The 18,142-nt window shown below is 32.2% G+C and carries 14 protein-coding genes; 3 read left to right on the plus strand and 11 right to left on the minus strand.

The genetic code is table 11. From position 1 onward, the window contains the following. Positions 1-49: 49 nt before the first annotated feature. The 6 genes from EQ029_RS09080 to EQ029_RS09105 form a co-directional block, all read right to left on the minus strand. Positions 50-1,408: a TrkH family potassium uptake protein gene (locus tag EQ029_RS09080; protein WP_011276205.1), complete on the minus strand. Its 1,359-nt coding sequence runs from the start codon at positions 1,406-1,408 to the stop codon at positions 50-52. Between the two features lie 18 nt (positions 1,409-1,426). Next, a complete protein-coding gene (locus EQ029_RS09085; protein WP_011276206.1) occupies positions 1,427-3,346 on the minus strand; it encodes a S1C family serine protease in 1,920 nt (639 codons plus the stop codon). A gap of 249 nt (positions 3,347-3,595) precedes the next feature. Next, a complete protein-coding gene (locus EQ029_RS09090; protein ID WP_057504912.1) occupies positions 3,596-4,393 on the minus strand; it encodes a TerC family protein in 798 nt (265 codons plus the stop codon). A gap of 298 nt (positions 4,394-4,691) precedes the next feature. Further along, positions 4,692-6,254 carry a peptide chain release factor 3 gene (locus EQ029_RS09095; protein WP_033079602.1) on the minus strand — a complete coding sequence of 521 codons (1,563 nt, stop codon included), beginning with the start codon at positions 6,252-6,254 and terminating at the stop codon, positions 4,692-4,694. After that, positions 6,255-6,509 carry a YueH family protein gene (locus EQ029_RS09100; protein WP_011276210.1) on the minus strand — a complete coding sequence of 85 codons (255 nt, stop codon included), beginning with the start codon at positions 6,507-6,509 and terminating at the stop codon, positions 6,255-6,257. After that, on the minus strand, positions 6,499-7,983 hold the full coding sequence (locus tag EQ029_RS09105) for a UDP-N-acetylmuramoyl-L-alanyl-D-glutamate--L-lysine ligase (protein WP_057504913.1): 1,485 nt from the start codon (positions 7,981-7,983) through the stop codon (positions 6,499-6,501). The genes EQ029_RS09100 and EQ029_RS09105 overlap by 11 nt, the downstream gene beginning before the upstream one ends. A 415-nt stretch (positions 7,984-8,398) precedes the next feature. Between EQ029_RS09105 and EQ029_RS09110 the strand changes: the two genes are divergently transcribed. Both EQ029_RS09110 and ltaA read left to right on the plus strand, forming a co-directional pair. Beyond that, entirely contained in the window at positions 8,399-9,574 is a 1,176-nt protein-coding gene (locus tag EQ029_RS09110) for a diglucosyl diacylglycerol synthase (RefSeq protein ID WP_057504914.1), read from the plus strand. Then, complete coding sequence (gene ltaA / locus EQ029_RS09115; RefSeq protein ID WP_029376686.1) at positions 9,552-10,748, plus strand: lipoteichoic acid biosynthesis MFS flippase LtaA; 1,197 nt, start codon at positions 9,552-9,554, stop codon at positions 10,746-10,748. Before EQ029_RS09110 ends, ltaA begins: the two co-directional genes overlap by 23 nt. 88 nt (positions 10,749-10,836) lie before the next feature. Here the strand turns inward: ltaA and EQ029_RS09120 are convergent, their stop codons facing one another. Both EQ029_RS09120 and EQ029_RS09125 read right to left on the minus strand, forming a co-directional pair. Continuing rightward, complete coding sequence (locus EQ029_RS09120; protein ID WP_011276214.1) at positions 10,837-11,346, minus strand: YjcG family protein; 510 nt, start codon at positions 11,344-11,346, stop codon at positions 10,837-10,839. 180 nt (positions 11,347-11,526) lie between these two features. Beyond that, on the minus strand, positions 11,527-12,291 hold the full coding sequence (locus tag EQ029_RS09125; RefSeq protein WP_016931310.1) for an esterase family protein: 765 nt from the start codon (positions 12,289-12,291) through the stop codon (positions 11,527-11,529). A 286-nt stretch (positions 12,292-12,577) separates the two neighbouring features. Here EQ029_RS09125 and cozEa point away from each other — a divergent pair, with 286 nt between their 5' ends. Beyond that, positions 12,578-13,663: a lipoteichoic acid biosynthesis protein CozEa gene (gene cozEa, locus EQ029_RS09130; RefSeq protein ID WP_011276216.1), complete on the plus strand. Its 1,086-nt coding sequence runs from the start codon at positions 12,578-12,580 to the stop codon at positions 13,661-13,663. Between the two features lie 123 nt (positions 13,664-13,786). On the opposite strand, the gene fabI is transcribed toward cozEa, so the two are convergent. The 3 genes from fabI to mgtE all read right to left on the minus strand — a co-directional run bounded on the left by fabI (position 13,787) and on the right by mgtE (position 18,122). Further along, positions 13,787-14,557 carry an enoyl-ACP reductase FabI gene (gene fabI, locus EQ029_RS09135; RefSeq protein ID WP_011276217.1) on the minus strand — a complete coding sequence of 257 codons (771 nt, stop codon included), beginning with the start codon at positions 14,555-14,557 and terminating at the stop codon, positions 13,787-13,789. Between the two features lie 325 nt (positions 14,558-14,882). Then, the gene (locus tag EQ029_RS09140; RefSeq protein WP_011276218.1) at positions 14,883-16,727 is read right to left on the minus strand and encodes a monovalent cation:proton antiporter family protein; all 1,845 of its coding nucleotides are present in this window, start codon (positions 16,725-16,727) and stop codon (positions 14,883-14,885) included. 9 nt (positions 16,728-16,736) lie between these two features. Continuing rightward, positions 16,737-18,122 carry a magnesium transporter gene (mgtE, locus tag EQ029_RS09145; protein ID WP_053031017.1) on the minus strand — a complete coding sequence of 462 codons (1,386 nt, stop codon included), beginning with the start codon at positions 18,120-18,122 and terminating at the stop codon, positions 16,737-16,739. Between the last annotated feature and the right edge of the window lie 20 nt (positions 18,123-18,142).

Raw genomic sequence — 18,142 nt, forward strand, 5'->3', positions numbered from 1 at the left:
ATCAAAAAAGCATTCTCAGAATTAATAATTTCTGAGAATGCTAATATATTTAACCAATTTGAACACGTTCTTTAGGATAATGGTATTTATCCGGTTCCTTACGTCCAGCTATCATAATAATAAATGAAATTAAACCAACACGACCTATAAACATTAATATCATTAGTATTACTTTAGTAAGTCCACTAATATCGTCTGTAACACCTAAAGATAGACCACATGTTCCAAAGGCTGACATGACTTCAAAGAATACTTGTAAAAATGTTAGATTTGTTTTTTCAGTAGCGAGAATAACAATCATACTTACAAATGTTAGAATTGATGCCATAGTAAATACGGCGAATGAACGTTGAATATCAACTACATGTATTTCTCGATTGAACACTTTTATAGCTGTTTTTTCAGCATTATTATTAAAGTTAATTACAAAGAGAATTAGTATCGCAAATGTAGTTGTACGTATACCACCACCAACTGAACTTGGAGATGAACCAATAAACATGAGGATACTCATTATTACATTCGTTGCATCACTAAAGTTTGTTACATCAATGGTTTGTAATCCAGCACTACGTGTTGTTGCAGATTGAAATAATGAATAAAATAAGGATTGATGCCAACTTAATCCTTTAAAAGCATGGTGATGTTCTAATGCTAATATGGCTAAAACACCAAAAACAAATAAAAATAGATATGTGCATGTAGTTATTTTGGTAAATAGTGAAAATCTAAAATGGCTGACCCTATTCCTTACATATGCTCTGATTTCAAGTAATACAGGAAATCCTATTGATCCTAATACGATTAGAAACATAACAATCGTTTGAACAAAATAATCCTTAGCGTAAGGTATTAATGATTGCCCTGTGATATCTAATCCACCGTTAGTAGTAGCAGAGACAGACACAAATAAACCTTGCATGAGTGCATTTTTCAAATCTGGATTATCTCTATAGAAATAAAATGCTAATAACAGTGCACCTATAAATTCTATTGTTAATATCGTTTTGATGATTTCTAATATCAGCTTAACGGTTCCACTCATTGTATCTTTATTATTATCTAACATAATTAATTGGCGTTCGCGGATACCTATATGTTTCCCTAACACAACCCATAGTACTGTACCAATCGCCATGACACCAATACCGCCTATATTAAGTATGATTAATATAATAATTTGGCCAAATGTTGAATATGTATCTACTATGTTAACGGGAGATAGTCCAGTAACACTAATGCCTGATACAGCAACGAATAGCGTATCGATTGGGCTAACATCCACACCATGTTTATGCACAAATGGGAGGTTTAATAATAAAAAAGCGACAACTATGGCTATCAAATAATATAAAACTATCCCCTGTTGAGGGCTAGATTTTTTAAGCAACTTACTGAAAATAGACACTCATTTGTCACCTCAACATTATTTCAATTTTATTCTTATCTCTTGAGATTTTCCTTCTCTATAAATTTTAGCCGACAATGTTTTTAAGTCTTGTCTATGATTAAAAATTATTTGTCTATACTGTAAATTATTTTGAATTGATTTACTATCTAATTCTACAACTACATCACCAATTTTTAAACCTGATTTTTTACCTAAACCATTTTCTTTTAACTTTTCTACTACGATTCCATTTTGAACATCTTCGGGCACTTTTAATAAATTTCTTTCATAAGGCATTAAATCTGAAACATTTTTAATTCCAATACCAGTATTGGGATATTGAATTTCACCTTTTTTCTCTAGTTCCTCAGCAATTTCTCGTGCAGCATCTATTGGAATTGCAAAGCCCATGCCTTCAATATTAGGCATATTTATTTTTAACGATACTAAGCCTACTAATTCTCCAACTCTATTGACGACAGCACCTCCTGAATTACCCGGGTTAACTGAAGCATCAATTTGAAATGTATTAACCCATTCATCATTCTTATTATCTTTATCGAAATCGACAGGTACTGCCCTATTTAATCCGGAAATAATACCTTTCGTCACTGTATTTTTAAAATCATTTCCAAGTGGATTACCAACAACTAGGATGGATTCACCTAGCTTTAAATGTTTTGAGTGACCTATTTTAATTGGCTGCATGTTTTTATTTTTTATCGTTGCTTTAAGCACTGCAATATCTGACCACATATCTCTCCCAACGACTGTAGCAGTAGCTGTTTTATCATCATCATATGTAATATTTACTCTTTTATTACTTCCAACTATATGTGTATTGGTTAAAATAAAAAAAGTATCGTCTACAGCTTTGTAGACGACACCTGAACCAACTTCATTATTTGAGTTTATATTTGTTTTATCAATTGTTTGTGTTGTTATGTTCTTAGGTGTGTCATTCTCAATTGTTACCACTGATTTAACAGCAGTTTCTGCATTCTTCATTGTTGTTGTGTATTTTGTATCATTATTACTACTTTGTTCAATACTACTATTTTGGTTCATCGTTGAGATAATTGCACTAATTAGTATAACAATTAATATGATTGCAACTACTATGACTATTTTAAGCCAATGCAATTTTAAAAAGTCTTTTACTTTGTCCATCGTATCATTGTTCTTAGGCTCATTTTCTAAGTGTTCATTTTCTTCTAACTTATTAGAATGAGCTAAATTTTGACTAGATGCTTTCTTTAAGTCTTGATTATCTTCAACTTTATTGTTTTTATCTTTAGTATAGGAATTTAATTCCTTGTTAGAAGTTTCATTAGAACTTGCTTTTTGTTCCTTTTGTTCAATTTTTTGACTTTTATTTGTTTCTAAAACGTCTTCCGATGATTCTTTAGTTTCTTTATGTTTTTTAGTTTGTTCACTTTTATCAAGATGATTAACTTCACTTTTATTAATATTATCTTGTTTTTGTTTGCCTTTATTCTTTTCAACTCTACTATATTTAGGTTCTATTTCATCGTGTTTGGAAGAGGCAGAATTATTGTCTTCTTTCTCCTGTTTTTCCATTTCGTCAGTAGGTTTAGTTACCTTATCATTATTTTCTTTATGTTCATTTTTTAGTTGTTGCTCTTCAGGTAGTGTTAAATGATGCGTGTTAGTATCATTTAATTCTTGATCAGATTCATTATCAGATCGTAATTTAGCTAAATGTTGTTGCTGGTGAATTTCTTCTTGTGTTAATTTCTCAATTCTTGCTTTTCGCATGTTATCTTTAACACGTTCTTCATTAACTTTTGCTTGTTCTTGCTCTTTTTTGGCAAGTCTCTCACGTTGTTCTCTCTCTCGTTCTAATCGTTCTTCACGTTCTTCATTATGGAAATACTCATGTCGTTTTCGACGATACTGTTCACGTGGTATTACGTGTTTTTTATCATTATCCAAAGGTGTCCACTCCTATCGACTAACTCACAATCTATCATGCTAACGTTAAATTATGTTTTATGGTTGTGGCTTTATTTAAATTATTCATTAACTAAATTTTAATATCAATATCGCCAATTAGCAATGAATTGAAGGTTCAAAATTAAATTTTTCTTATCAAATCACTAAATTGCACAAATGATAATAATAAAGCCTTTTAAACTTAATGATATACATCAAATCTAAAAGGCTCGAATCACTTATTTAATACTATTTATTGGCTTTCTTCTTGTTGCTACGTACTGATGTTAACCAACCGATTACGACTAAAAGAATCATAACTGTCCAGAAGATAGCTTGCCATAATGTACTATGAGGGAAATGTTCAGGTAAAATACCTATATCTTCATGAGCAAGTACTATAACAACTAATTTAATACCTACCCAACCTACAATTGCGAAGGCAGCTCCTTCTAATCCAGGATATTTATTTAGTAAGTCAACAAACCATGTAGCGGCAAAACGCATTAGAATAACACCGATCATTCCGCCAATAAACATTACTGAGAATTGACCTAAGTCCATGCCACCAAAATGAATGCCAACTTCAGGTAATGTAACAGCAATTGCCATCGCTGCTAACATTGAGTCAATTGCAAAAGCTATATCTGCAAATTCAACTTTTAAAACAGTGCCCCAAAATTGCATAGGTCCGACTTTTTTCTCAACGCCAGACTCGTCAAAATGATGGTCGTCACCTTCAGGCTGATCTTCATTTTCTTTGTGGAAGAATTGCCAGAGATTTCTTATTGACATAAAAATTAAATACGCGGCACCAAGTGCTTGGATAAACCAGAAATTTGCGATAACACTAATTAAGAATAAGGCAAGAAAACGGAATACAAATGCACCTAGCAAACCATAAAATAACGCTTTTTTACGTTGTTCAGGTGGTAAATGTTTTACCATAACAGCCATTACAACCGCATTATCAGCTGCTAATAACCCTTCTAAAAATACAAGAACGAGAATTACCCATAAGTAAGGTAAAATTAAACTCGGATCCATAGTGGACAGCTCCTTTTTGTTTTAATACAAATAAAGAGACCTATGCTAAATAATAGCAAAGGTCTCACTTAGCAAATAAATGCCCACTTTACCGGAAGATAATACTTCGTAATGACGATAAAGCGCTAACCATCAAGTAGTTGATGGTCTTCAAGTTACTCCCCTCTGACAAATTGTCATAGGTATTCATTTGTTAAGTGTATTATACACTATACTTAATATAAATAAACAATTAACGTATAACAAATTGTCTATTTAAAGAGATATTTTTAAATACCCATTATTTTCAATCATAATCTTATAAAAGACTATACAATTTAATTTCTGGGAATTTTTCTTCGAACCAGCGTGTTGCAAATTCATTTTCGAATAAGAAGACGAAATTATCATATCTATCTTTCACTAATATAGAACGAGACGTGTTCATTTTATCTTGTATATCATCTTCGTTTTCAATCCAACGCGCAATTTTTCTACCAACAGGTTCCATAACAACATCAACGTTATATTCGTTTTTCATTCGATGTTCAAACACTTCAAATTGTAATTGACCAACGGCACCTAAAATAATTTGATTAGTGTGAAGCGTTTTATAATATTGGATTGCTCCTTCTTGAACAAGCTGTTCAATTCCTTTATGGAAATGTTTTTGTTTCATTACGTTTTTAGCTGAAACTTTCATAAATATTTCCGGTGTGAATTGAGGTAAATCTTGGAAACTATATTTTTGCTTGCCACCAACTAAAGTATCTCCAATTTGATAATTACCTGTATCATATAAACCAATGATGTCTCCAGCTACTGCATGGTTAACAGTTTCTTTATCGTCAGCCATAAATGATGTTGAACGCGTAATTTTTTGTTTTTTGCTCGTACGTTGTAATGTTACATCCATACCACGTTCGAATGCACCACTAACAACACGCATAAACGCAATTCTATCACGATGTTTAGGGTCCATATTAGCTTGAATTTTGAAAATAAATCCAGAAAATTCATCATCAAATGGGCTTACTTCAACTTCTTCATTTGTCTGACGTGCATTAGGCATCGGTGCATGATCAACATATGCATTCAAGAAGTTTTGAACACCGAAGTTAGCTAATGCAGAACCAAAGAATACGGGTGTTAATTCACCATTTAATAGCGCATCATTATCAAACTCTTCACCTGCTTCTTCTACAAGCATAAATTCTTCGATAGCTTGAGCAAATGCACTGTCATTACGAATAGCATGCTCTTCTTGTAGTTCATAATCATCATTTAAATGTAAAACATTTTCTTCATCTCTAAATGGTTCTATAGATTTAGAATCACGATCGATAATACCAAAGAAATTTTGACCCATACCAATTGGCCAGTTCATAGGATAAGTATCAATGTTTAATGTTTCTTCAATCTCATCTAATAATTCAAATGGCTCTTTACCTACGCGGTCCAATTTATTAATGAATGTAAAAATTGGAATTCCTCTCATTCTACAAACTTTAAATAGCTTTAAAGTTTGAGGTTCAATACCTTTGGCACAGTCAATAACCATCACTGCACTATCCACTGCCATTAAAGTACGGTAAGTATCTTCTGAGAAATCTTCGTGTCCTGGTGTATCTAATATATTAATTTTGTAATCATCATAGTCAAATTGCATTACTGAACTCGTTACTGAAATACCACGTTCTTGCTCCACTTTCATCCAGTCACTAGTTGCAAATTTACCTGTTTTTTTACCTTTAACTGTACCCGCTTCTCTAATTGCACCACTAAAATATAACAACTTCTCAGTCAGTGTCGTTTTACCAGCATCCGGGTGAGATATTATGGCAAACGTCTTTCTTGATTCAACTTCTTCTTTTAAACTCATCTATTGATCTCCTTTAAAATCATTCACAATCCAGTTTGTTAAATTCGAAGCAATTTTGATTGCTTCATTTTCCTCGATAAAAGCAAATAATTGCATTACCAATTCTTCTTTAACATCATTACTGTCCATATTCAAATCAAGTTCTATTGACCAAAATATATCTGGAATAGCCAACATGATTTGATTTTTATCTTCACTTATATATAAGTAAACATTAACAATTTCGTCATTTATAGATAATTGTTTAATGTTCACTTGGGCCACCGCCAAATTTTTTGTATGCCGCTTCAAGTCCAATTAAATCATCTCTATGTGGCACTTTAATATGTCCAGGCATGATTTGATAAGGTTCTCTTCCTTTAGAAGCTAATACTACTGTATCGCCCGGTTCAGCTATATCAATGGCATGTTTGATCCCTTCAGCTCTATCATCAAATTCAACATAATGATTATGTGTTGCGCCTTTAGCTAGTTCAGCAGTCAACATTTTAGGATCATCATTAGCAGGATTATCTGGCGTAAATATTACGTAATCTGCTCTACAAGCTACTGCGCCCATTTCAGGTGTTTTAGTTAAGTCACGTTCTCCAGCCATTCCAATTAAAAAGATTAATTTTTGTTTCACGAAAGGTTTTACTGCATCTATAAGTTCATTCATTCCGTCAGCAGTATGTGCATAGTCAATAATTAAATCAATTGGTAGCGAAGGATCTAGAACTTCCAAACGCCCTTCAACTGGCTCTAAATTCTCAACTACTCTGACGATATCTTCCATAGATGTTCCTTTACTCCAGACGGCAATCATGGCAGCCATAATATTTGAAATATTAAATTTACCTACATATGGTGTTTTAACACTGTAAGTACCTATAGGCGTATCGAAATCAAAGTGAACACCTTGTAAAGATTCTTGAATATTTTTAGCCATAAATTGAGCGTCATGGTCTATTCCATATGTAAATATTTCATATGGTGTAACTGATGCTAAATATTTGGAGAAATCATCATCATTATTTAAAACAGCATATTTCTCTTTCGATAAATCTTCTCCCAGTTGACTAAATAACAATGATTTAGCATGTCCATAGGCTTCCATTGTGCCATGAAAATCTAAATGGTCTTGTGTTAAATTTGAGAATATCGCAACATCAAATTCTACACCTCTTAATCGCCCTAGTGATAAACCGTGACTAGATACTTCCATAGTCATAGCTTCCGCATTTTCATCAACCGCTTGCTTAATCTTTTTAGTTAAAGACACTGTTTCTGGAGTTGTATTGGCACCTCTAGTTTTATGTTCATTTATTTGGAAACCATTTGTTCCTAAATATGCGCTTCCTTTACCTAAACCTCTATAAATAAGATGAATCATAGTAGCAATTGAAGTTTTGCCATTAGTGCCTGTCACACCTATTGTAGTTAATTGATGGCTAGGAAAATCATATAAAGTATGTGCTAACAGGCTAGCAACTCTTAATGTATCTGGTACGATAACCTGCGTCACGTCACCGTTAATGTCTTGTTGATGGTTAACCACAATGACTTTTGCACCTTGATCAACAACATTTTGACAAAATTTATGGCTATCAACTGTATAGCCTTTTGATGCGACGAATATACTCCCTTCACTAGCGGTACGTGAATCTGTAGTGATATCAGTAACATTTATATCTAAAGTACCTATTACTTGTTTAACTCGTATTTTTTCGAACAACTCATTCGCATTCAAAATGTATCGCTCCTTTTTTTACAATAATTTTATTATACACGTTTTGAAGTTGTTGATAAATTTATAATCATTAAAATATTGATTAGATTTAATACGAACTTGATATGTTTTACACCTCACACTAAAGATTTCATTAATATAATTGAAGGAATTATTAATTAATAGTTAATTATTTTAAAATTTCCTATATATATCACTTTAATTCAATACTTTTAAATCTATTAATGCTAGGATAGTTATATAAAGATGATGTTAACTTCCTTAATATGCTATAATGCACTATAAATGAATTTTATACTTTCAGTAGAGGGTATATATATTATGATAACTATGTAAGTATGTTTATTGCTACTATAGTTAAATCAGAATGCGTTATTGCGTGTTTTAAATTTAAATTAATGGAGGGTGACTATTAATGGTTACTCAAAATAAAAAGATATTGATTATTACCGGCTCATTTGGAAATGGACATTTACAAGTGACACAAAGTGTTGTTAATCAACTCAATGAAATGAACTTGTCTCATCTATCAGTTATTGAGCATGATTTGTTTATGGAAGCACACCCAATCTTAACTTCTATTTGCAAAAAATGGTATATCAATAGCTTTAAGTATTTTAGAAATATGTATAAAAACTTTTATTATAGTCGCCCTGATGAATTAGATAAATGTTTTTATAAATATTATGGATTAAATAAATTAATCAATCTACTACTTAAAGAAAAACCAGACTTAATCTTATTGACATTCCCTACTCCAGTAATGTCAGTGCTAACAGAGCAGTTTAACATAAATATTCCAATCGCAACTGTTATGACAGATTACCGTCTACAAAAAAACTGGATAACGCCTAACTCTCATAGATATTATGTAGCTACTGACGATACTAAACGTGATTTCGTCAATGCTGGTATCCCTGCTTCTGATATAAAAGTGACTGGAATACCTATTTCCGATAAATTTGAATCTGACATCGATAAAGTGGCTTGGTTGAAGAAACATAATTTAAATCCTGATAAACCAACTATTCTGATGTCTGCCGGGGCATTTGGTGTATCAAAAGGATTTGACTATATGATTGATAACATCCTTCAGAAAAGTCCACAATCACAAATCATAATGGTTTGTGGTCGTAGCAAAGGGCTAAAACGTACTTTAGAAATGCAATTTAAATCATATGACAATGTCCTTATTCTAGGATATACAAAACATATGAATGAATGGATGGCATCAAGTCAACTTATGATTACAAAACCAGGTGGCATAACGATTTCCGAAGGTTTAACACGTAGTTTACCAATGATCTTCTTGAATCCGACTCCAGGTCAAGAACTTGAAAATGCATTATATTTCCAAGATAAATCATATGGCAAAATCGCGAATACACCTGAAGAAGCTATAGATATTGTTTCTGATTTAACAAATCACGAGTACCGCTTACAAGCTATGACTAATAAAATGACTGAAGAAAAGGTTAACCATTCAACTTATAGACTATGTACCGATTTATTAAATATCTTGGACAGTTCATCACAACAACAAGAAATATATGGAAAGGTTCCTTTATATGCCAGATTCTTCGTTAAGTAATAAAGGAATTAGTAAAAACTTCAAGATAATGCTCGTTATTTTGTTCTTAATGGAGTTTGCACGGGGAATGTATGTATTAAGTTACGTTAATTATTTACCAACCGTTACCTCTATTGCTGTTGCAGTGACTTCAGCGGCATTATCAATTCACTTTATATCCGATGCGGCAACGAATTTTGTCATCGGATTTCTTTTGAAAAAATTTGGTACTAAGCTAGTATTAACCTTAGGTTTTTTATTAGCTTTTATTAGTTTATTCTTAGTCATTTGGTTCCCAACTAATCCAATAGTTATCATTTTGAGTGCTATCATGTTGGGGATTGCTGTTAGTCCTATATGGGTTATCATGTTATCTAGTGTAGAAGAAGCACAACGTGGTAAACAAATGGGCTATGTTTACTTTGCTTGGTTATTAGGGTTACTCGTAGGATGGGCATTTATGAATGTTCTAGTTAAATTACATCCTACTCGATTTGCATTTATGATGTCACTTGTTGTAGTCATTGCATGGGTATTGTATTATTTTGTTGATATTAAATTAACAAATTATAATACTAAACCGGTTAGTGAACAATTAGGACAAATCGTTGATGTTATGAAACGTCACTTAGTGTTATTCCCTGGTATTTTATTACAAGGTGCTTCTATTTCAGCATTGCTACCTATACTACCTACATATGCTACAAAGGTAGTAGGCGTAAGTACTATTGAGTACACCATTGCCATCGCCATAGGTGGTGCCGGTTGTGCCTTTTCAATGTTATTCTTATCTAAGATTATTGATAAAAATAGTAAAGGCTTTATGTATGCAGTTATTTTTACAGGTTTTATACTATTCACAGCATTTATCTTCGGTTTATCTTTAGTAACAAATATCCTTATCGTTTGGATTGTAGCGATATTTATAGGTTTAATGTATGGGATATTATTGCCTGCATGGAATACATTTATGGCAGGACAAATTGATCCCGCTGAACAAGAAGAAACTTGGGGCGTATTTAATAGTGTTCAAGGATTTGGTTCTATGATAGGTCCTTTATTTGGAGGCTTAATCGCTCAATTTTCTAATGGTTTAAATAATACATTTTATTTTTCTGCAGCAATCTTTTTAGTATTAGCGATATTCTACGGTGTTTATTTTGTAAAGTATCGAGGCAAAGCAAATCGTTTCTAATAAAAAGTAGATAAAACACTAAAAATCTAGTTAATGTACATCATACACTGTACATTAGCTAGATTTTTATTTTACATATTATTTAATTTTACGCTAACTTAAAAGTATCAATCACTTTCCATTTATCCTCTTCTTCGTCATAGCGTAATAATGAAAGTTCTTCAATTTTTTCTTTAAGGTCTACCCCTACTAATTCTACTTGACCAAATATATCCTCGAATTCTTGGCTTGTTAAACCTTGAGCAATCGTAAAGTGTGGCACGAATGGATGCTCAGCTTCACCATGAAAATCTTCAGTATTAAATAAATTGAAAAGTTGTTCTAATTCATCAGTTTTAGCAACTTTAAAATAAATTACATTGTTAGTTGGTTTAAAACTTGAAGCTTTTGTAGCATGAACATCTACAGGTCCGAAACCTTCTAATCTTTTTTTAACTTCTTCTTTTACTGAATCTAATTCATCATCATTGATTTCAAAGTGTGATTTGATCGTAATATGAGGCATGATACGTGCATACTCAGTATCATAACGTTTACGATAACCATTCACTTCATCTTGAAATGATTTTGACGGAATTAATGCTAATCCTATATTCATTGAAATTCCTCCTTTGTTTAACATATTACCATTATAGCAAAATTCTATATTTTACGTTATTAGTTAGCAGAACTTTTTTGAAAAGGTTTACAATATCTAAACAATTTATTTCGTAGTATTGTACATTAAATAATCTCAATTACATCTTAGCATTGATTATCCTATTAAAAATACAAGTAATTAAACCTCATTTGACTCTTGTGTAATTAGCTCATCGCTTAAATAATATTTAAGTATGTCTGATAATAGAGGTTTCCAAGATTTCCAGTTATGTCCACCCTCAAATTCTAAATAATGATATGTGAGCCCTTTGTCTTTAATTACTGTTGCTAAATCTCTATTTGGCGTTAAAAAGTTTGCACGTTCTCCAGTTGTTGGCAAAGCAAAATCTTCTTCTTCTAAACCAATAGCGTGCCAAATAGACAATTCACTATATTGTATACACTTATTAAATTTATCTATTACAGTTTCATCTGAATGCGGGCTAAGCATTGCTACTTGACTGAAAATAGTTGGGTAAGTCAAGGCGGTTAAAAGTGCTATACTACCAGCAAGACTATCTCCCATTAAAATTCTGGCATTACCTACTTTATAAGTTGGAAACGTCTTATCAATAAATGGTAGCAACTCTTTACCAACAACTTGTACTGTTTTATGACTTCTAGTACCCTGCGGATGGAATTCTTCTCTACGTTTATCAACATCTTCATAATGAAATCCAATTATAATGGCTCGTTGAATTTCATCTTCTCTTCTCAACCGTTCATATTCACGTTGAAGTCTTCCAAATCTTAAAAAATCTAGCCCGTCAAAACATATAATGACTTGATACTTAAATAATTCAGAGTAATCTTCAGGCAAATATACTGATAATGTAACATCTCTTTCTAAGATATTACTATGTAATATATGTTTATTAATTTTGCCTGGTTTGAAATTCGACATGATATTGACGCCCCCTAAATAGAATATACTTATTGTATCAAGATAATGATGACTTTTAAATCTCTGATAAAAATCTAATGTTTCATACTCACGAAATTTGGTAATTTATACAGAGTTATAACACTTTTTCAAAATGTAGCTCTATATTTATTAATTTCAATATTAAATATGAACTTCATTAATCTCAGTGTACCTCTCTAGAAGTTAAAATTTCCCTTTTTAACGCGTCTTAATTGATATATACTAATTAAATAATGAACAAATGAAAATAGGAGGACGTAAGCTTATGCTTAACAAAGTTTGGTTCCGAACAGGAATTGCCCTAGTTATCTTGTTCGTGCTAATTAAATTGTTTATGGAAGTACAAAGTGTTTTTGCACCTATTGTAACCATTATCGGTTCTGTATTTCTTCCATTTATGATTAGCGGATTTTTATTCTATATCTGCTTACCTTTCCAAAGTATTCTTGAAAAGTGGGGTTTCCCACGTTGGGCAAGTATCACTACAATTTTTATTGGTTTAATTGCTATTATTGCTATCGTAGTCGCATTTATAGCACCAATTATTATCTCTAACGTGAATAGTTTAATCAAAGCAACACCATCACTGCAAAAAGAAGCTGAACATATTGTTAACTTCTCACTTACGCAAATGGATAAACTTCCAAGTGATGTAACAGATAGAATTAATTCTGCTGTAAAATCAATTGGTGATAGTATGACTGGAATTTTGGCTAATTCATTTACATACTTAACGTCATTTATTTCAACTGTCTTCTTACTTATCATGGTACCGTTCTTCTTAATTTACATGTTAAAAGATCATGAAAAATTCATTCCTGCTCTTGCTAAATTTTTCAAGGGAGAACGTAAAGTATTTGTAGTCGACTTAATGAAAGATTTAAACTTCACATTAAAATCATACATTCAAGGACAAGTGACTGTAAGTGTTATTTTAGGGGTCATTTTATATATTGGTTATACCATTATTGGTTTACCATATACACCTTTATTAGTACTATTTGCTGGTGTAGCTAACTTAATACCTTTCTTAGGACCATGGTTATCATTTGCACCTGCAGCTGTGCTCGGTATCATAGATAGTCCTACTACTTTTATTTGGGTTTGTGTTGTTACATTAATCGCTCAACAACTTGAAGGTAATGTGATTACACCAAATGTTATGGGTAAATCTTTAAGTATTCACCCACTTACAATAATTGTTGTTATTTTAGCCGCAGGAGATTTAGGTGGTTTCACACTTATTTTAATTGCCGTACCACTCTATGCAGTACTTAAGACTATTGCGAGCAATGTCTTTAAATATCGTCAACGCATTATTGATAAAGCTAATAGCGACGTTAAAGACTAGATTGATATAAATTTAAAAAACGTTTCAGTAGTGAACTTGAATTTACAATGCATTCAAGTTCACTTCTTTTTGTAAACATAAAAAAACTTGGTGCTGTACACACCAAGTAATTGATTTAATTTATTATTTTATTGCGTGGAAACCACTATCTACATGGATATTCTCACCAGTTACGCCACTTGAGAAATCACTCAATAAGTAAGCAGCTGTTTTACCTACTTCTTCTTGATCCACATTTCGTCTTAATGGTGCACGTTCTTCAATTTCTTTAAGGATTGTGTTGAAACCACCAACACCTTTAGCACTTAACGTACGAATTGGACCAGCAGAAATAGCATTTACTCGAATGTTGTCCGGGCCTAAATCATAAGCTAAATATTTAACATTAGCTTCTAAACTTGCTTTAGCTACACCCATCACATTATAGTTTTGAACGGCAAATTCACCACCAAGGTATGTTGTTGCAACAATACTACCACCGTTTGGCATTATTTTCTTCGCTTCGTGCGCAACAATTGTTAATGAATATGAACTGATATCTTGCGCAAGTAAGAAACCTTCACGTGATGTTTCAGAGAAACGTCCACGTAAGTCTTCAATATTTGCAAATGCGATAGAGTGATATACGCCATCAATATTGCCTACTTCTTCGCCAATTTTAGCGAAACCATTTACTACATCTTCATCTTTTTGAACATCGATTTGATATAATTTTGGCTCTTCTTGGTTTAATTGTTCTAATAATTTTTCTAATTCTTTGCGGCTACGGTCTTTACGATAAGTGAAAACAAGTTTAGCCCCTAATTGATCTAATACCTTTGCAACGCCAAATCCGATACTACGTTTATTAGCAATACCCATAATTACGAAGGTTTTATTTTCAAGATTAATCATTCGAAATAACTCCTTAATCATCGTTTTTTATATCTTAATCTCACTGTACAAACAATGTAGACTAATCTAACGTTATTATTTTACCATTTTTGCTTCATAATTATAAAGCAATATTATTACCTGGTCATATAGGAAATAGGCTGGGACAAAATAAAATGTCTCAGCCTATTTTATCATTTTGTCAGTAGCTGACTGATTTGAAAATGCGCTTGAATCAAGCTTTTTTCAAACCTAGTCATCCTTGCCGTGGTAGTACAACGAAATAAATTTTGAGAAAATATTATTTCTGTCCCACTCCCAGACGTCTAATATTGATTTTTCTATATTAATAATAAAACTCTAGATCTGATTTTAACTCATCTACGTATTCTTTTGAACCAGTCACGATAAGTCTATCTTTGTATCTAAGTTGTGTATCACCATGAGGCACGATTGATTCATTATTACGAATAATTCGAACGAAGATAATATCTCCGCCAAATGGGAAATTACGTAGTTGAATATTTTCATATTGATGATTTAACATTTCAATTTCATACAATGATGTTTCAACATTGCTTAAAATGTTTAACATATTTGGTGTTTCAATTAAGCCTTGTAGGAAGATTTTATTACTAATGAAATTACTGAATACTTCAATACCTTCACCTTTCATTTCTTCATCTTCGTTACTATTTTCAAGTCGACAAATTACGCGTTTAACATCATGTGCTTTGGCTAATTTTGCCACATCACGGTTAAGACTATCATCATTAGCAGAACAAACTACGATGTCTTGATTGAATAACCCTAATCTTTCTAGGAGTTGTTCTTCATAATTCGCTATTTCTACAACAGTTATATGGTCAGATAAATTACGCTTATCTCCTAAATCTTTGCGATAATATAATGTCACATTATATAAGTGTGGTGACAAGTTCTGTACAATTGGAATCGTCAATTGATTCTTGCCAATTAATGCAATATCAATTTTACGATTAGCCTCATCTGGAATTGGAAACATTTTCTTGAAAATAATCGGTACAAACACACACGTGATGATTGCACTTAAAATCAATATGCCTGACATTTCAGATGATATTGTATTCAATTGCTCTGCAATTTTAGCAGATGCAATAACCAATGATAATGTTGAAGTAAGTAAAAATGCTGATGCTATCGTTGTCTTATTATCAAACCAACGTCTAATAAAGAAAACTGGAATTAATTTTGAAATAATAAAAGCTAGAATGAGCACCGGAATAATTAATAATAATGATGGTTCTTTAATTAATGACGGAATATTTAAATCAACACCAACCATGATAAAGAAGATTGGAATAAAGAACCCGTATCCAAATGAATCAAGTGTATGCACTAATTCTTCATCTGGTTTCAGCAAGGAAACAACCACACCAGCTAAGAATGCGCCTAGTATATATTCAGCGCCTACACCCTCTGCAAGTGCAACTAAAAGAATAATTAATGCAAAGATTGCTCTTATACCTATTTGTGTAGTACCACCAATTAAGCGATGTAAAAATTTCATACGCTTAAATACAACGCCTAATATATAGAAAATAGCAGTAAATACAAGTAAAATTGCTGAAAGCCAAACTGAACCATTACCACTACCATTGATACCACCGTAAATAGTTAACAGTACCATCGTTACTAGGTCAGCCAATACGGCTACTAATAATATAAATTGACCGATAGTTGTACGCATTATATTCATTTCTTTTAAAGTAGGCACTACGACACCTAGTGATATCGTTGATATGATAATTATCATTAATAAAACATCATCTACGAGTCCTAACCATTTGAACGCGTAAGCTAATATTACTGATATAATCATAATAAATGCGAATACGGTTAGCGCTAAATTAAGATGGCTTGGTACATCTTTTTCATGTTTGTTCGTACCTTGTCGATTTCTCTTATCTTTTTTAAAAGTGCTAAAGTCAATCTCTAATCCACTTAAAAACATTAAAAAGATAAAACCCAACGTTGATAATATGTTGAGCATACTATCTTTATGTACTAGATTTAAGAAAGACTGTCCAATAATAATACCCATGATGATTTCGGCTACAACCACTGGTAAAAAATTGATGTTCAGTCTATTTATAATAATTGGTGTAAAAAATGCTGCTAGAACTACAATGACTAGTGAAAAGAACTCCATTTTGTCCCCCTATGTTAAATATGACATGAATGTTGTTGCTAAACCAAAGTAAATTAACATACTTACAATATCATTAATTGTTGTAATAAATGGTCCGCTGGCTACGGCTGGATCAATATTCAGTTTATTCATAAATAATGGAATCATAGAACCAACTAACGTACCAACCGTCATTGCAATAGTAAGACTGCCTCCAACTATTAGTGCTAAAAATGGTTGTCTATATATAACAACGATGATAATAAATAAAACAGTGGCACAAACTAATCCTGAAAGCAAGCCACTTCCCGCTTCTCTTAATGCAACCTTAAATTTACTTTGTTCATCAATTTCCCCAGTAGAGATATTACGTACAGACACCGCAAGTGATTGTGTACCAGAATTTCCGGACATACCACTAATAATAGGTATAAATGCAGCTAATAATGCAACTTGTGATAATGTTGCCTCAAAACTACCTAATATAGTAGCGGTAATCATTCCTAAAAATGTAAGAATGATAAGCCAAGGTAATCGTTTAGTAGCAGTTTTCACAACAGAATCATTTGTTGAGTCAATATCAGATACCCCAGCTAAACGAGAGTAGTCTTCACTGGCCTCTTCATCCATAACATCTAGAATATCATCAATTGTAATAATACCAAGTAAATGTTGTTGATAATCTATTACTGGCATTGCAATAAAGTCATAATCTCTCATTTTTTGAGCTACATCTTCTTGGTCATCTGCGACATTAACACTAATGACACGTTCACTCATGATATCTTCGATGTAAGCATCATTTTCTGCCACGATTAAATCTCTTAAAGATAATACACCAACTAATTGTCCGTCCGTGTTTACGGCAAAAATAACATAAATCGTTTCGGCATCTGGTGCTTGTTCTTTTACTAACATTAATGCTTCTTTAACCGGAGTATTGACATCTAAAGAGATATATTCCGTCGTCATGATACCGCCGGCTGTATCTTCTTCATAATGTAATAGATGCTTAATTTCATTAGCATCTTCACGGTTCATTAATGTCAGTAAACTAGCTACTTTGGGTTTCGAAAGTTCATTTAATATATCTACAGCATTATCTGAAGACATCTCTTCTAAAACTTTACTAGCATAATGTGCATTCATCGTATCAAAAAGGTCTTCATATGCTTCATCATCAATTTCTAATTGTTCAAAGAATTCCCCTACCTCTTGAGGTGATAAAAATTCAAATATCTTTTGTCTATTTTCATTTGAAGTATCTTCAAAATATTCACTTTGTTCATATTCGTGCATTGCTAGAAATTCTTCTCTAAATCGATCAATGTCGTCTTGTTTTAAAAGATCATCTAACAAATTTTGGTTATATACTTCATCTTTATTATAGTCATTATTTTCTATTTCTAATGACAACGTCGACACCTCCAAATCTT

Origin of the sequence: Staphylococcus haemolyticus (assembly GCF_006094395.1) — a bacterium.
In the GTDB taxonomy this organism is placed as follows: Bacteria; Bacillota; Bacilli; order Staphylococcales; family Staphylococcaceae; genus Staphylococcus; species Staphylococcus haemolyticus.

Excerpts from the sequence above, each read along its gene's own strand:
- EQ029_RS09090 (WP_057504912.1), bottom strand. The coding sequence starts at position 4,393 with ATGGATCCGAGTTTAATTTTACCTTACTTATGGGTAATTCTCGTTCTT.
- EQ029_RS09095 (WP_033079602.1), bottom strand. The coding sequence starts at position 6,254 with ATGAGTTTAAAAGAAGAAGTTGAATCAAGAAAGACGTTTGCCATAATA.
- EQ029_RS09110 (WP_057504914.1), top strand. The coding sequence starts at position 8,399 with ATGGTTACTCAAAATAAAAAGATATTGATTATTACCGGCTCATTTGGA.
- ltaA (WP_029376686.1), top strand. The coding sequence starts at position 9,552 with ATGCCAGATTCTTCGTTAAGTAATAAAGGAATTAGTAAAAACTTCAAG.
- EQ029_RS09120 (WP_011276214.1), bottom strand. The coding sequence starts at position 11,346 with ATGAATATAGGATTAGCATTAATTCCGTCAAAATCATTTCAAGATGAA.
- EQ029_RS09125 (WP_016931310.1), bottom strand. The coding sequence starts at position 12,291 with ATGTCGAATTTCAAACCAGGCAAAATTAATAAACATATATTACATAGT.
- cozEa (WP_011276216.1), top strand. The coding sequence starts at position 12,578 with ATGCTTAACAAAGTTTGGTTCCGAACAGGAATTGCCCTAGTTATCTTG.
- fabI (WP_011276217.1), bottom strand. The coding sequence starts at position 14,557 with ATGATTAATCTTGAAAATAAAACCTTCGTAATTATGGGTATTGCTAAT.
- EQ029_RS09140 (WP_011276218.1), bottom strand. The coding sequence starts at position 16,727 with ATGGAGTTCTTTTCACTAGTCATTGTAGTTCTAGCAGCATTTTTTACA.